At 56.8% G+C, this 14,930-nt stretch carries 14 protein-coding genes and 2 pseudogenes; all 16 read left to right on the forward strand.

Translation table 11 applies throughout. The annotated features are described in order from the left end of the window. A pseudogene (locus ACWIZX_RS11610) lies at nt 1-580 on the forward strand (heme ABC transporter ATP-binding protein); the annotation flags it as partial. Beyond that, a complete protein-coding gene (locus tag ACWIZX_RS11615; RefSeq protein ID WP_448335885.1) occupies nt 570-1,670 on the forward strand; it encodes an ABC transporter permease in 1,101 nt (366 codons plus the stop codon). The pseudogene ACWIZX_RS11610 and the gene ACWIZX_RS11615, both read left to right, overlap by 11 nt. Then, the gene (locus tag ACWIZX_RS11620) at nt 1,660-2,574 is read left to right on the forward strand and encodes an ABC transporter permease (RefSeq protein WP_448335886.1); all 915 of its coding nucleotides are present in this window, start codon (nt 1,660-1,662) and stop codon (nt 2,572-2,574) included. Before ACWIZX_RS11615 ends, ACWIZX_RS11620 begins: the two co-directional genes overlap by 11 nt. Continuing rightward, nucleotides 2,571-3,533, forward strand: coding sequence for a carbohydrate kinase family protein (locus tag ACWIZX_RS11625; RefSeq protein ID WP_448335887.1), 963 nt, complete (start codon nt 2,571-2,573; stop codon nt 3,531-3,533). The genes ACWIZX_RS11620 and ACWIZX_RS11625 overlap by 4 nt, the downstream gene beginning before the upstream one ends. Continuing rightward, entirely contained in the window at nt 3,530-4,078 is a 549-nt protein-coding gene (locus ACWIZX_RS11630; RefSeq protein WP_448335888.1) for a cysteine hydrolase family protein, read from the forward strand. Before ACWIZX_RS11625 ends, ACWIZX_RS11630 begins: the two co-directional genes overlap by 4 nt. A 22-nt stretch (nt 4,079-4,100) precedes the next feature. Then, nucleotides 4,101-4,859 carry a nucleoside phosphorylase gene (locus ACWIZX_RS11635; protein WP_448335889.1) on the forward strand — a complete coding sequence of 253 codons (759 nt, stop codon included), beginning with the start codon at nt 4,101-4,103 and terminating at the stop codon, nt 4,857-4,859. 17 nt (nt 4,860-4,876) lie between these two features. Further along, a complete protein-coding gene (locus tag ACWIZX_RS11640; RefSeq protein ID WP_448335890.1) occupies nt 4,877-5,665 on the forward strand; it encodes a BtpA/SgcQ family protein in 789 nt (262 codons plus the stop codon). Between the two features lie 27 nt (nt 5,666-5,692). Then, a complete protein-coding gene (locus tag ACWIZX_RS11645) occupies nt 5,693-6,601 on the forward strand; it encodes a DUF7916 family protein (RefSeq protein WP_448335891.1) in 909 nt (302 codons plus the stop codon). Nucleotides 6,602-6,852: 251 nt separating this feature from the next. Next, nucleotides 6,853-8,418 (forward strand): ABC transporter substrate-binding protein, encoded by a 1,566-nt coding sequence (locus tag ACWIZX_RS11650; RefSeq protein WP_448335892.1) that lies wholly within the window; start codon nt 6,853-6,855, stop codon nt 8,416-8,418. Nucleotides 8,419-8,568: 150 nt separating this feature from the next. Next, nucleotides 8,569-9,579, forward strand: coding sequence for an ABC transporter permease (locus tag ACWIZX_RS11655; RefSeq protein WP_448335893.1), 1,011 nt, complete (start codon nt 8,569-8,571; stop codon nt 9,577-9,579). A gap of 14 nt (nt 9,580-9,593) precedes the next feature. Beyond that, nucleotides 9,594-10,487 carry a nickel transporter permease gene (gene nikC / locus ACWIZX_RS11660; RefSeq protein WP_448335894.1) on the forward strand — a complete coding sequence of 298 codons (894 nt, stop codon included), beginning with the start codon at nt 9,594-9,596 and terminating at the stop codon, nt 10,485-10,487. 10 nt (nt 10,488-10,497) lie between these two features. After that, nucleotides 10,498-11,466, forward strand: a complete 969-nt coding sequence (locus ACWIZX_RS11665; RefSeq protein ID WP_448335895.1) for an ABC transporter ATP-binding protein — start codon at nt 10,498-10,500, stop codon at nt 11,464-11,466. After that, on the forward strand, nt 11,463-12,470 hold the full coding sequence (locus tag ACWIZX_RS11670) for an ABC transporter ATP-binding protein (protein ID WP_448335896.1): 1,008 nt from the start codon (nt 11,463-11,465) through the stop codon (nt 12,468-12,470). The genes ACWIZX_RS11665 and ACWIZX_RS11670 overlap by 4 nt, the downstream gene beginning before the upstream one ends. Before the next feature lie 17 nt (nt 12,471-12,487). After that, nucleotides 12,488-13,540 (forward strand): aminopeptidase, encoded by a 1,053-nt coding sequence (locus ACWIZX_RS11675; RefSeq protein ID WP_448335897.1) that lies wholly within the window; start codon nt 12,488-12,490, stop codon nt 13,538-13,540. A 57-nt stretch (nt 13,541-13,597) separates the two neighbouring features. Further along, on the forward strand, nt 13,598-14,707 hold the full coding sequence (locus ACWIZX_RS11680; protein WP_448335898.1) for a DUF917 domain-containing protein: 1,110 nt from the start codon (nt 13,598-13,600) through the stop codon (nt 14,705-14,707). A gap of 14 nt (nt 14,708-14,721) precedes the next feature. Beyond that, nucleotides 14,722-14,930: pseudogene (locus ACWIZX_RS11685) on the forward strand (hypothetical protein); the annotation flags it as partial.

Consider the following 14,930-nt stretch of genomic DNA (forward strand, 5'->3'; position numbering starts at 1 on the left):
AGAGATATGGCTGAACGGGCGGGAAGTCAGCCGATTCTCGCCGCGCCAGCGCCGCCAGCCCCAGCTGGCGGTTATCCCCGAAAAACGTAAAGAGCAGGGGCTGAACCTGGCTACCCATATTCAGGAAAATGTTATTTCCACCCGTTATTACAAAGCGCCTTTCTCCGGCTGGTTGACCCTGTTCACGCGCCCGGCCGAGCAGTTTGCCGGCAGAATCCTTCATGAATATAATGTTGCCGCACCGGGGGTGAGGAGTATGGTCAAAAACCTGTCCGGCGGCAACCAGCAAAAGGTGATTACCGGCCGGGAGATGATTGACCACCCGGAGGTGCTGGTGGCGGCCTACCCCACCCGCGGGCTGGATGTCGGCGCGGCCCAGTTTGTGCGCGAGGCGATGATCGGGCGGCGCGATCAGGGCGGCGCGGTTTTATTGATTTCCGCCGATCTCGACGAATTATTTGCGGTTTCCGACCGCATACTGATCCTCTACGAAGGCCGGATTGTGGGGGAAAAGAAACCGGACGAAACCACCTTTGAAGAAGTCGGACTTTACATGACAGGACATCTCCATGCAGGCTGAATCATCGCAACTTGAACCCACTCCTTCCCAGCCACCCCCGCTCGAACAGACCACCCCCCGTCTTTCGCCGGTGGCGGCTTCTCTGCTGCGCACCCTGTTCACCCTGCTGATTGCCCTGCTGATGGGCGCGCTGGTCATGTGGGTTTCGGGTAAAGACCCGCTGCAGGCCTACCGCGCGTTGCTGCAAACCTCTTTGGGAAGCCGCACGGCGGTTGCCAATTCCTTGCTGGCGGCCACTCCCATTCTCTTCACCGCCATGGCGGCGGCTGTCGCCTTTCGGGCGGGTATCTTTAATGTAGGAGCTGAAGGGTCGCTTTACCTGGGGGGCTTTGCGGCGGCGTGGGTGGGGTTCACCTTCACCGATTTGCCGGCCTGGCTGATCCTTCCGCTTGCGTTTCTGGCTGCCGGCCTGGTGGGCGGATTGTGGTGTTATTTTCCGGCGGTTTTACGCTCGCGCTTGCAGGTGGATGAACTGGTGACCACCATTCTGCTCAATTATGTTGCCATTCTGTTCACCGAATATCTGGTCAACGGGCCGTTTCTGGTGCCGGGTGTGGCCAACGCCATGTCGCCGCAAGTTGTTCCGGCAGCGCGCCTGGCGCGCCTGATGCCCCCATCGCAGTTGAATGCCAGCTTTCTGCTGGCGCTGGCCGCCGCGCTGGTGATGATCTACCTGATGACCCGCAGCAAACTCGGCTATGAAATTCGCATGGTGGGGGATAATCCCCAGTTTGCGCGCTGGTCGGGGATCAATGTTGCCGGTGTGATTGAACGCGTGATGGTGATTGGCGGGATTTTGGGCGGGCTGGCCGGGGCCGGTCAGGTTTTGGGCGTCCACTATCGTTTTATTGCCGGCTTTTCTTCCGGCCTGGCGTTTACCGGCATGACGGTTGCCCTGCTGGTGCGCAATTCGCCGGTGGGTGCTTTGCTGGCGGCTCTGTTGTTCGGCATGCTGCGCAGCGGAAGCGCCACCATGGAAATCATGACCGATGTCCCCCGCGATTTGATCCGCGTGCTGGAAGCCACCATTATCTTCTTCGCCGCCATTGAATTTGGCAGTCTGCTCTGGAGGCGCCGCCGTGAACGCTGATACCCTGACCAATATTTTGTTCGCATCCCTGCGGGTCATGACTCCCTTGCTGCTGGCTGCGCTGGCCGGGCTGATCAGCCAGCGGGTGAATTTGCTCAACATTGCCCTTGAGGGGTTGATGTTATTCGGAGCTTTTTTTGCGGTCGTGTTCGGTGCTCAATTTGGCAGTCCGTGGGTGGGGTTGTTGTTTGCGGTCATTCTGACCACGTTGATCACCTTGATTTACGCTGTGGCGGTGGTCGAATTGCGCGCCAACCTGATTGTCGCCGGACTGGCGATCAACACCCTGGCGGTCGGGCTGACTTCCTACCTGCTGGTGGTGCTGTTCAATGCCCGCGGGGCTTACTCGCCTGCCGGGCTGGCAAGTTTGCCAAAGTTGACCATTCCACTGCTGGCGGATATTCCCTTGCTGGGCAAAGTTCTCTCAGGTCATGGCGTGCTGGTCTATCTCTCGTGGATTCTGGCCGGTCTGACTTCTGTGTTTTTGTATCGCATGCCGGTCGGCATTCACCTGCGGGCGGTAGGTGAGCGCCCCGAAGCCGCCGAAACCGCCGGCATCAACCTGAAAGGCATCCAGTATCTTGCCTTGCTGCTCGGCGGCGTGTTATGCGCTCTGGCCGGCACTCAGCTGGCAATCGGCGACCTGACCATTTTCAACGACAGCATGATCAACGGGCGTGGTTTTATTGCACTGGCGGCGGTCTTTTTTGGCGCCGGCAAACCGGGCCTGACGACCCTCGGCTGTTTTGTCTTTGGCCTGTTCGAGATTTTGCAGTTCCGCCTGCAAACCTCCACCAGCATCCCACCGCAGCTGCCGCAAATGCTGCCCTACCTGATCGTGGTGCTGACATTGACCGGCATCTCGCTCCAGAAAGTCATCCGAAAAAAGAGGATTTCGGCATGACTCTCCCTCAGGTGCTGATCAGCGGCTACCCCAGTTTTGACCGCATTCTGCGGGTTGACCGTGCCCCGCAGGTGGGTGAAACCGGCATCATCCTTGATCCACCGGGCATCCCGCTGCCTACTCCCGGCGGCTGTGCCGGCAACATTGCCGTCTGTCTGGCCCGGCTGGGTGTGCCGGCCGCCCCCTCCCTGATTCTGGGTGACGATGAAGCCGGGCTGCGCATGGCGGCCTTGCTGCAGGCTGAAAAGGTCTCGCCGGAGTGCCTGACCTTCAAAGCCGGCGGCAAAACCGCGGCAACCTTCCTGTTCATCAACCCGCAGGGCGGCCACCAGACCTTTTACTTCCCCGGCTGCGCCGATGAGGATACCGAAATCCGTCTGCCGCCCGAGCTGGTTCAGGCTGCCCGGTTTGCCGTGATTACCGTCGCCAGCCGTCAGCATACCGAACGCTTCCTGCGCGGGTTGGAGAACAGCCCGGCCAGGCTGGTCTGGTCGCTGCGCAACGACCCGCACGCCTTCCCGCCCGCACTGGTGCAACAACTGCTGCAATGCTGCCGCATTCTGGTGATGAACCGCTTTGAACAGCAAGCCCTGATGGGATGGATTGCGGCCGACCGCATGCAGGTACTGTTCGAGCGGGGGGTCGAAGCCCTGATTGTTACCCTCGGCGAAGAGGGCAGTCTGATTTATGAGCCCGGCGGGGTCACCAAAATTCCAGCGGTAGCACCCCAAACCCTGATAGACCCAACCGGCGCCGGCGATGCTTACCTGGGCGGCTTGCTGAGTGGATTGTGCCGCGGCTATCCGCTCGAAATTTCAGCTAGAATTGGAGCGGTGACGGCCTCCTTCGTGCTGGAAGCCTGGGGCTGCCAGACCAGTCTGCCAAAGTGGGAGCAAATGGTCAACCGTTATTACCAGACTTTCCGCGAGTACCTGCCGGAGAAGGATATTTTCTTATGAAGCGCGCTCTCATTCTGATTGATGTGATTAACGACTTTATGCACCCGCAGGGGGTCAATTATTACCCGGTTTACGATGAGGTGCTTTCTGCCATTCGGCAGGTGCTGAGCGTTGCCCGCCGGGCCGGCTGGATGATTGTGCATGTGCGCGAAACGCATCCGCTTCATCATGGAGAGGATTTTGAATTTGAAAAATTGCCGCAGCATTGCCTGGAAGGATCGCAGGCGGTTGAATGGGCTGAAGGGATTGAGGTGCTGCCGGGCGAGTATGTGGTGCAAAAACGCCGCTACAGCGCGTTTTTTGAAACGGATTTGAATTTGCTGCTGCGTGAAAAAGGGATTGAACAGGTTGTGGTGGTGGGAGTCAAGACGCACGTCTGCGTTCGCGCCACCGTGCAGGATGCCTTTGGGTGGGGTTTTCGGCCGGTGGTCGTGCGTGAGGCGGTGGGTTCGAATCACACCCACCTGCATCTGGCCAGTCTGGAGGACATTCAACGCTACATGGGAGAAGTCATCTCCCTCGAGGAATTTGAACATTGGGCATGATCCCCGAAAGGAGACGAACATCGTGAAATCTAAAACCAGTTGGTATCTCAAACTTTCAGCCGAGGACTGCGCCCCGCGCGTGATTCTGGTGGGCGACCCGGCCCGCCAGGCGTTGTTTGCCGAGCAGATGAGCGAGGTGCGCGAGGCAGCCAACGAGCGCGAATTCCGCACCATTACCGGCACGTATAAAGGCCAGCCGGTTTCGGTCATTACTGTGGGAATTGGCGCGCCGGCCGCCGCGCTGGTGCTGGAAGAATTGTGGGAATTGGGTGTGCGGGTGGTGGTGCGCGCCGGCACGGGCATGAGTCTGGGTATTCCGCTGGGCAACTTCATTCTGGTGCAGGCCGCGGCGCGCCATGAGGGCGTTTCGCAGGCCTACCTGCCGCTCAACTTTCCGGCCGTGCCGGATATGGACCTGTTCCACAGTTTCTTCCATACGCTCAAAGAGGAAAAAGCGCCGCTTTCGGCCGGCGTCATTTTGACTTCGGACAGTTTTTATACGGACTTATTCTCGCATTCTCTTCCAGACCGCCAGCCGGCCCGCCCCCAACAAACGCTCTTGCAGCAATATGCAGCCGCGGGGGTGATCAGTGCCGATATGGAAACTTCGGCATTGTATGTAGCGGCAAAGTACCTCGGTTTGCGCTGTGTGACGCTGCTGGTGGCAACCGTGGACGGCATCCAGCCGCGAATGCTGGAAGGCGGCGAACGTCAAAGTAAGGAACGCGAACTGGCGCGTCTGGCACTGGAAGGCATTGTCCGTTACAGTGAAAAGCATTGAGGTAAGGCGGAGAGTCTATGAACCTGTTTCGATCGGAAAAACCTGTCATCGGCATGATTCACCTGCTGCCCCTGCCGGGCAGCCCGCACTTTGCCGGCGACCCCCAGGTGATTTACGAACGCGCTTTATGGGAGGCCGAAACGCTGGAGCAGGCCGGGGTGGACGGACTGATTGTGGAAAACTTTGGCGATGAACCCTACCGCGCTGCCGAGCCGCAGCCCGAAGGGCTGGCGTTCATGGCGGCCGTGACCCGCGAGGTCATCCGCCATGTCCACATCCCGGTGGGAGTCAATGTGCAGTTCAACGCCTGGCAGGCCGAAATGGCGGTGGCTTACGCCTGCGGAGCGGATTTCATCCGCGCTGAGGTGTTTGTGGATACGGTGGTCAGCGCCCAGGGGCTGCTGTACCCTTGCGCGGCAGAACTGACCCGCTACCGAAAACAGCTCGGCGCCGAGGTGCAGATTTGGGCGGATGTGCAGACCAAGTACACTACCAACCTGCTGCCGCAAAGCCTGACCCAATCGGCGCTGGATGCACAGGCGGCCGGCGCCGATGCGATCATTGTCACCGGCGCGGCCACCGGCAAAGCCACGCCGCTGGAAGCGATTCGCGAAGTCAAGGAAGCCGTGCACCTGCCGGTGTTTGCCGGTTCGGGCACCACCCTGCAGAATGTGGCGCAAGTGCTGGCGGTTGCCGACGGCGTCATTGTCGGTTCTTCCTTAAAGGAAGGCGGGCTGGCATCCAACCGCGTTTCTGCTGAACAGGCGCGCGCTTTCATGCAGGCTGCCCGCGCTTCAATCCGTTGAACCTGATCCCAATTGTGGAGGACACCGATGACCAAACGAATTCTGGATGCAGCCGCAAGCGACTTTTTGGCGATGAACGCGGCTGAACTGACAAAAAGCATACGCGAAACGGAAGGGCGCACCATATCAGCCGAGGTGATTTGCACCTACGAACCGCCGGTTGAGGGCGTTACCCATGCCGAAATTGCCGCCGCCTTTGGGGCGGACATTATCACGCTCGATCATTTTGACCCGGATAATCCGCTGATCCGCGGATTGCCGGCTTCGGTTGCTGCCCAGCCGGATATTCTCCGCCAGCTAAAGCGGATGATCGGGCGGCCGATTGCGGTCAACATGGCGGTTACCCGTCAGGAGGAAGGCGGCTGGTTGTACACCCGCCGCTATTCCGCCGAGCGGCTGGAAAAACTGGTTCAGCAAGGCGCCGATATTGTCTTTCTCTACGGCGACCCGCACAGCGGTCAGAGTGCCGCGGAGGTAGCCGCCGCAGCCCGCGAGGCGCGCGTTCGCTACGGAGATGACCTGATGCTGGTGGGCGTGCCGGATGTGTTCTTTCCGCCGCCGAACGACGAAGCGCTGCGTGAACAGTACCGTCGGGCGCATGAACAGATTTTATCGGCCGGCGCGCAGTGCATTGGACTGGTCATGCCGGGCAGCAAACAGGGCTGGCGGTTGGAAGAAACCGCTGCGCTGGTGGATCATGTCCATCAACTGGGCGGGCTGGTGTGGTTGATTTTAACCGGCTCGGTGGAGGGCAGCCCGCGCGAGAATATTCAGCAAATGGCACTGAATGCCAAAATGATCGGCGGTGATGTCTATCGGCTGGATGAAGCCGGTCTGGCGGGTATGCCGCTGCCGGAAAACATTCTGGAATTCTCGCTGACCATCCGCGGCAAACGTCATACCTACCGACGCATGGCGCTTTCGGTCTTGCGCTGAATGGGCTGGTGAAAAGTACTTTTTTAGTGAGTGAAAAAAAGTGATTGACTTTTTGACGGGATTTTGTTTTAATCCAAAAATATCTTTGACCAATTCGGTCTCCCAATTTGAATAAATTTCCCAATAAGTTTGTTTTGTCCGTTTACCGGCTGCGGTGTGGGTAATCTCGTCGAACCGGCGCAGGAATTGTTGACGCAAGATGATCCACACCTGAAGCGATTGATAAAAAAGATTTGCCAAAGGAGGAAAAAATGAAAAAGTCGCTTGTTTTACTGGTATGCTTGTTGCTGATCGGATCCATTTTGGCAGCTTGCGGCGGCAATGCTGCTACGCCGGCCCAAAAACCGGCCCGTTTTGCGGTGTACGCGCTCAACAGCGAGCCGCTGACCAGCTGGGATCCGGCAATCGAGTATTCCAACGGCATTCATGTGCACAACAATATGTACGAGCAGCTGCTGCGGTATGATACTGCTGCAAAAAAAGCGGTGCCGCTGCTGGCCGAGTCATTCACCGTTTCGGATGACGGATTGACCTACACTTTCAAGCTGCGCAAGGGGGTCAAGTTCCAAAACGGGGATGAAATGACCGCCGAAGATGTCAAATTCTCCATAGAACGGACGATGCAGCTCGGCGCCGGAGCTTCATACATCTGGTCGGCGGTTGAGGCAATCAATGTGGTTGACCCGCAAACGGTTGAATTCAAACTGGCTTATAAGGCACCGCTGGAGCTGATTGCCTCGACCGGTTATGCGGCATTTATCTACTCCAAAAAATGCGTCAAGGAGGATAATTCCTGGATTGAAGAAGCCAAAGGCTGCGGAACCGGCCCCTACATGTTGAAAAGCTCCAAATGGGGCGACGAGGTGATTTTGGAGAAATTTGCCGATTACTGGGGCGGGTGGCAGGAAAACAGTTTCGATACCGTGGTATTCCGCAAGGTTGCAGAACCGGCAACCCGCCGCCAGTTGATTGAAACCGGCGAAGCCACCATTACCGTAGAACTGCCCTATACCGACATCGAAGCGTTGAAGAAGAATCCCAATGTGACCGTCTATGTGGAACCTTCTTTTCAAAACCTGATCGGCATGTTCAATACCCGCAAGCCCCCACTGGATAATGTGGATGTGCGCCGGGCATTGGCCTACGCATTTCCATATGAGCAGGTGGTCAATACGGTCATTGGCGGGTATGGGCGGCAATCTTACGGTATGGTGCCGTTTGGACTGTGGGGATGGAGCGATCAACTGCCGCAGTACAAACATGACCTTGAAAAGGCAAAACAGCTGCTGGAAAAAGCCGGTTATGGTCAGGGCGGTTTTAAACTTTTGCTGACCTATACCGCCGGCAATGAAGCCGAAAAGAGCGCTGCCGAATTGTACAAAGCCGAACTGGCAAAACTCAACATTGATCTTGAGATACGCGGCATGCCGTGGGACAGCCAGTGGGAGATGGCTAAGGGAGACCCGCAAAACCGGCAGGATATCTTTGTCATGTACTGGTGGCCGGACCTCCCCAGCCCGTACTCCATGCTCTTCAGCACCTTCCATTCCGAAGAAGAGCCGCTCTTCAATCTGGCGTACTACAATAATCCTGAATTTGATCGCTTGATTGACGAAGCCAATGAATTGACCTCGACTGATTTTGCCAAAGCCGAGCAGATGTTCGTTGATGCTCAGAGGTTATTGCTGGAGGACGCTGCTTCGCTGTTCATTTATGACCGCGAGGATATCTGGGTAACCGTCAAGAACCTGAAAGGGTTTAAATTCAACCCGGCTTACCCAACCGTGGTGTTCTTCCACCAGTTGACCCTTGAATAAGAACCGCAGTTGAACCCCTCTGCACTAACGGAATCGAAGGGGCGCAGTAAGGTTAACCGCTGCGCCCCGACTGATATGGAGGATTTTCCGAACGGGCATGCAGGATAACCAGAGGATGCAACTACTCATACTTCGGAGTGTAAAACGGGAATGAGAAAATTCATTCTGCGCCGTTTACTGCTCGGCGGGATTGTCTTGTTTGGCGTCGCCTTCATTACCTTCTTCATTGCGCGGGTCGTGCCTTCCGACCCGGCTGCAAAATGGGCCGGGCCGCGCGCAACAGCTGAACAGATAGCCAGAGCCAGAATTGAACTGGGGCTGGACAGGCCGCTCATCGTCCAGTTCGGCAAGTACCTGCTCGATCTGGCACAGGGCAATCTGGGCTATTCTCTGCGCACCCGCCGTCCGATTACGCTGGAATTGCTGGAAAGCCTGCCGGCGACCATAGAACTGGTGCTGATTTCCACCCTTGCAGCCGTGTTTGTGGGTATTCCATTGGGGGTGCTTTCCGCCAAGTACAAAGACCGTCTGGTGGATCACCTCAGCCGTTTGTTTGCCATTGGTGTGGTTTCGCTGCCGACCTTTTGGATTGGCTTGATTTTGCAGCTGGTTTTTGCGCGCACCCTGCAGCTGTTTCCATTGGGCGGCCAGCTCAGCACAGAAATCAAGATTATGATGGAAATTCCCAAAGTGACCGGCTTTTTGCTGTTTGACTCTCTCATCACCGGCAACTTCACCATTTTCACCGACGCTGTGTGGCATCTGGTGCTGCCGGGCATCACCATTGGTTTGTACCCCATTGGGTTGGTTGCCCGGATGACCCGTTCGGCTTTGCTCGAAATCCTCAATGAAGATTATATTACTGCGGCTCGTTCGTATGGGTTGAAAGAACGGGTTGTCCTCTGGTCGTATGCGCTGAAAAATTCCATCGGCCCCACTTCTACCGTAGTAGCCCTTTCGATTGGATATACACTGGTCAACACCTTTCTGACCGAATCCATCTTCAGCTGGCCTGGTATTGGCAGTTACATTGCCACAGCCGTAATCGGATTGGATTACCCGGCCATCATGGGAGTCACCATTTTTTCGGCGTTCTCCTATGTCATCCTCAATTTGATTGCCGACATCATCATCGCGCTTGACCCGCGCGTGCGGACGTAAGGGGAGAAAAAGCCATGCAGTGGTTCTTGAATACCTCAAAATCCCTCCAGCCATCCATCCGAGAACTGCGCCTGTCCTTTTATTTGCTGAACCGCAACCTCTTGCAGCGGGTTTCTCTCCTCATTATCGCTTTATTGATCTTGATCGCTGTTTTTGCGCCTTGGATTGCCCCTTACCCCTCTCACGCCATCAGTGAAACCAATCCACAGGATAAGTTGCTGCCGCCATCCAGCCGGTATCTGTTTGGGACGGATGAATTGGGGCGGGATTTGTTTTCACGGGTCATTTTTGGCACGCGGATTTCACTGCAAACAGCGCTCATTGCGGTTGGGCTGGCACTGGTGATCGGTGTTCCACTTGGTGCCGTTGCCGGTGGTTTGGGGGGATTCGCAGATGAAGTCATCATGCGCATTACCGACATTTTCCTTTCTTTTCCGCCGCTGCTGCTGGCGATTGCCATTGCCGCTTTTCTTGGTCCCAGTTTGACCAATGCCATGCTGGCAATTGCCATTTCGTGGTGGCCGTGGTACACGCGTATCATTCGCGGGCAGGCCATTTCCATTCGTGAACGCCAGTTTGTGCGGGCGGCGATGGCGATCGGTACACCTATGCCGAGGATCATCTTCCGTCACATCCTGCCCAACACCATGGCACCGGTCATCGTTCAGGCGTCCATGGATATTGGCGGTGTAATTCTCACCATTGCGGCGCTCAGTTTTTTGGGGTTAGGGGCCCAGCCGCCTACCCCCGAATGGGGCTTGTTGATTTCTACCAGCCGCACCTACTTTTTGAACGCCTGGTGGTACAGCACATTCCCGGGCATTGCCATTTTTATCACCGTGCTGGTCTTCAATTTGATTGGGGACGGTATTCGGGAAGTGCTTGACCCGCGCACGCGCAAATTCTAGGGAGGTAAAGATGGCGGCTTATTTTGAAATCAACAATCTCTCGGTGGGATTCCGGACCTTTGAAGGAATCCGCCGGGTTTTGAATATCGAACATCTAACGATTGAACGCGGTGAAACTTACGGTCTGGTGGGGGAAAGCGGGGCGGGTAAAACCGTCCTGGCATTGACCATTTTAGGGCTGCTGCCCAAGCCGGCTGGCATCATTCACAGCGGTGAAATCTGGCTGGACGGTGAGGATTTGCTCAAAAAGAGTGAAGCGGAAATGGCAGCAGTCTATCGCGGCAAACGGATGGCGATGATTTTTCAGGACCCCATGTCCACACTGAACCCGGTTTTCACGGTTGGACAGCAGATTGAACAGGTTATTGAACAGCATGAAAGGTTGAAGGGCGCGGCGGCTGCCCGCCGAGCGCTTGAATTGCTGGAAATGGTGAAATTGCCGGATACGCGCAATATGTTCAAAAAGTATCCGCATGAGCTGAGCGGCGGTCAGCGTCAGCGCGTGATTATCGCCATCGCGCTTTCCTGCGGGGCGGAGTTTTTGATTGCCGATGAACCTACCCGCAATCTGGATGTGACGATTCAGGCCGGCATTCTCAAGCTGATCAGCGAGCTGCAGCGGGACTTGAAAATCAGCGTGTTGTTCATCGCCAACAATGTAGGTTTGGTGAATGTTTTTTGCAGGAAAGTGGGCATCCTCTACCGCGGCAAACTGGTGGAGGAAGGGAGCAGCGCGGCAGTCATCCGCCAGCCGCTGCATCCTTACACCCAAACCCTCATTTCTGCCATTCCGCGCAGTAAGTCCGAAAAACTGAAGTTTGCCAGTCTGGTCATCAAAGACGAGGCGGAACATGGCTGCCCGTACTATTCACGCTGCCCAATCGGCGAGCCGGTTTGCACGCAGCAGGAGCCGATGCTGGAAGTGCTGATCGAGGATCACAAGGCAGCCTGTTTTCTGGCAAAGGGGAAGTTAGCATGAGTGAACCGCTGGTCAGGATTGAAGGATTGAAAAAGTACTTTCCGGTGCGCACCGATGCTTTCTTTGGCAAAAAGAACTGGGTGCGGGCGGTGGACGGCGTGGATTTGGAAATCCAACCGGGCGAGGTGATTGGGCTGGTGGGCGAATCGGGCTGCGGCAAAACCACCCTGGTGAATCTGCTGCTGCGCCTGGAGGAACCTACCGAAGGACGCATCATCTTCGACGGGCGGGATATAACCCACCTTTCGCAGGCCGAACTGCGTCAGAAGGTGCGTAAGGATATCCAAATTGTCTTTCAGGATCCGTTCTGGTCTTTGAATCCGCGAATGCTGGTGCGGGATGTGGTCGGCGAGCCGCTGGTGGTGCACCGCCGCCTTTCTGCGCTGCAGCTGGCTGAACAGGTGCAGGAATTGCTCGAGCTGGTTGGGCTGCCGCCCGACAGCCTGTACAAATACCCGCATGAATTTTCCGGCGGTCAGCGTCAGCGCATTGCCATTGCCCGTGCGCTGGCCTTGCAGCCCAAACTGGTGGTGCTGGACGAGCCGACTTCCTCGATTGACATCCTTTCACAGGCTCAAATTCTGGATTTGCTGATGCAGTTGAAACAGCGTTTGGGGCTGACGTATATTCTCGTTTCGCATGATCTCAGCGTCGTTCATTACATGTCGGACCGCATCGTGGTAATGTATTTGGGCAAAATTGTGGAACAGGGGCCGGCGGATGAAGTCTTCAACCGGCCGCGTCACCCCTACACTCAGGCTTTGTTCAACGCCATTCCCAGCCCGGAGATGGATAGTCTGGATCAGTTGCAGACGCTGGAGGGCAGCGTTCCCAGTGCCATTGACCCGCCGCCCGGCTGCCGCTTTCATACCCGCTGCCCGTATGCCATGCCGGTTTGCCGCACGGCCGAACCGCCGGCGGTGTTGGTCGGGGAACGGCACAGCGCTGCCTGTTACTTGCTCTCGGATGAACGGGCTGTTTCTGACAAAGCAAAATCTCATTGACCCATGAAGGAGGCAGGATGACGAAATATTTTGAATATGAACTGGCGCGCGCCGCTCACCTGCTGACGGCAGAAATGTTCCGCCTTAAGCCGGGTGAAACGCTGGTGATTACGGCTGACACGCAAAGCGACATGCGGGTAGTGGATGCGGTGGCAGGTGCAGCGCATACGCTGGGGGCGATTCCGATGGTGATTACGCTCGTTTCGCCTTTGGGGGTGGGCAAAGCCGCTGATCCGTTGCTGCCGCTTGAACCGTTGACCGCCGCGCTTGCTCAGGCGGATGCGTGGGTCGAATTCAACAAGCAGTGGCTGCTTTATTCCACTCCCTTTGAACGGGCAATGGCGCAAAACAAACGGCTGCGCTATATGTGCCTTGTAGAGATGACGGTGGACATGATGGTCAGGCTGATTGGGCGGGTAGATGCGGGCGCGCTCTCGCGCTTTTTACGCCGCGTCAGCCAGATGACTCAACAGGCCATCCGGATGCGGATTACGACGCCCGCCGGCACCGACCTTTCCTTTAAATTGCTGCCGGAGGAGCGGCAGGTCAGCTGTGATGATGGATTGTGCGATACGCCGGGAATGCACTTTCTCGGCGGGCAGATTTCCTTCATTCCGGACTTTGACTCGATCAATGGCCGGCTGGTATTTGACGGCACGATAGCCCCGCCGTGCGGTTTCCTCAAGCAGCCGGTGGTGTTGGAAGTTGAAAAAGGCCGGGTTGTGCATTTTGACGGCGGGGCGCAGGCAGAGGAACTGCGCCGCTGGCTGGAAAGTTTCGATGACCCCAACATGTTCCGCCTGGCGCACGGTTGTTACGGCTTTAACCCCGGCGCGCGTCTGTGCGGCAACGTACTGGAAGATGAGCGCGTTTGGGGCTGTACCGAATGGGGGCTGGGCTATCTCAGTCCGGTGGATGCTCCACCCGATGGTATTCCGGCAAAGTCGCACTGCGATGGCATCTGCCTCAATTCTTCGGTGTGGCTGGATGGGGTGCCAATCCTTGAAAACGGCGTTGTGGTTCACCCGGAGCTGAAGCAGCTGGCCGAGCCGCTGGTTGGAAAATCGTGAAGTTCTCTGGCTGATTCTGAAATTCAACCTCTTGAACATTCCAGAAAGGGAAATTCCATGAAACTGCTTGAACGGCAAGATTTATATGACATCTTATACGGCTGTACCATTCTCGGTACGGGCGGGGGCGGCTCGCTGCAAAAAGGTCTGGCGCTGATAGACGATGCGCTCCAGAAAGGCAAGCAATTCCGCCTGGTGGACTTTGCCGAAGTGCCGGATGATGCCTGGATTGCCACACCCTACATTTGCGGCAGCGTTTCGCCTTCCACCCCGGAACTGGAAGCGCAGTATGCTGGCCTGCCCAAACTGGATGAGCCGGAACCCTATCTGGCTTACCGTGCGCTGGAAGCCTATTTTGGCCGGGAATTTTACGGCGTGATTTCAACCGAATTAGGCGGCGGCAACACGGCTGAGGCGTTGTATGTGGCCGCCCTGCTGGACCGTTATATCATTGACGCCGATCCGGCCGGCCGCTCAGTGCCGGAGCTGCAGCATTCCACCTATTGTATCTATGACCTGCCCATTTACCCGCTGGCGTGTGCCAACCAGTTTGGCGATGTGGCCGTATTGCCAAAAGTGGTCAATGATCTGCGCGCCGAAGCGCTGGTGCGCGCCATGGCGGTAGTCAGCAAGAACCGCATCGGCGTAGCCGATCACCCGGCCCAGGCAAAGCAACTGCGCGGGGCGGTGATTACCGGCGCAATCAGTCGGGCGTGGGAAATTGGCAAGACCTTCCGCGCTGCGAAGGAAAGCGGCCTTTCGGCTGCCGCGCAGATAGCCCTAACCGCCGGCGGATTTCTGCTCTTCAAGGGGGTGGTTACCCGCCATGCTTTTGATACCTTCGAGGGCTTTACCATTGGCGATATTTACCTCAGTGGAGAAGGCGAGTTCAGCGGCAGCGATTACCACATCTGGTTCAAGAACGAAAATATCGTCAGCTGGCGGGACGGCAAGGTGGATGTGACCGTCCCCGACTTGATCTGCGTTTTTGACGAGGAGGCGAATGAGCCCGTTCTTAACCCCTACTGCCGCGAGGGGATGAGCGTTACCGTGATCGGCCTGCCGGCGCCAGCGCAGTGGCGCACACCGCGCGGATTGGAGCTGTTCGGCCCGCGTCATTTTGGTTTTGATGTGGAATATCAGCCGATTGAAAAGTCCCGCCCCTGAACGGAGGTTTTGCAATGACCGAATTTGAGGAACTGCGTCAGGCGGCCGTCAACATGCTTAAAGTGAACCTGAACCTGCGCAGCGGTGAACGGGTGGCTTTTGTTTCAGACGTTCCATCAGCGGCGGATTGGGAGCTTTTGACTTTTCAAGAGTTAGACGAATTGATCCGCCGTGCGCGGATGACCAAAGCTTTTTTTCAGATGGCGCGTGATGCTTTCCCGGA

Source organism: Bellilinea sp. (assembly GCF_053501535.1).

Coding starts and splice junctions, on each gene's coding strand:
- ACWIZX_RS11670 (WP_448335896.1), top strand. CDS start 11,463: ATGAGTGAACCGCTGGTCAGGATTGAAGGATTGAAAAAGTACTTTCCG.
- ACWIZX_RS11665 (WP_448335895.1), top strand. CDS start 10,498: ATGGCGGCTTATTTTGAAATCAACAATCTCTCGGTGGGATTCCGGACC.
- ACWIZX_RS11640 (WP_448335890.1), top strand. CDS start 4,877: ATGAACCTGTTTCGATCGGAAAAACCTGTCATCGGCATGATTCACCTG.
- ACWIZX_RS11680 (WP_448335898.1), top strand. CDS start 13,598: ATGAAACTGCTTGAACGGCAAGATTTATATGACATCTTATACGGCTGT.
- nikC (WP_448335894.1), top strand. CDS start 9,594: ATGCAGTGGTTCTTGAATACCTCAAAATCCCTCCAGCCATCCATCCGA.
- ACWIZX_RS11630 (WP_448335888.1), top strand. CDS start 3,530: ATGAAGCGCGCTCTCATTCTGATTGATGTGATTAACGACTTTATGCAC.
- ACWIZX_RS11615 (WP_448335885.1), top strand. CDS start 570: ATGCAGGCTGAATCATCGCAACTTGAACCCACTCCTTCCCAGCCACCC.
- ACWIZX_RS11650 (WP_448335892.1), top strand. CDS start 6,853: ATGAAAAAGTCGCTTGTTTTACTGGTATGCTTGTTGCTGATCGGATCC.
- ACWIZX_RS11645 (WP_448335891.1), top strand. CDS start 5,693: ATGACCAAACGAATTCTGGATGCAGCCGCAAGCGACTTTTTGGCGATG.
- ACWIZX_RS11625 (WP_448335887.1), top strand. CDS start 2,571: ATGACTCTCCCTCAGGTGCTGATCAGCGGCTACCCCAGTTTTGACCGC.
- ACWIZX_RS11655 (WP_448335893.1), top strand. CDS start 8,569: ATGAGAAAATTCATTCTGCGCCGTTTACTGCTCGGCGGGATTGTCTTG.
- ACWIZX_RS11675 (WP_448335897.1), top strand. CDS start 12,488: ATGACGAAATATTTTGAATATGAACTGGCGCGCGCCGCTCACCTGCTG.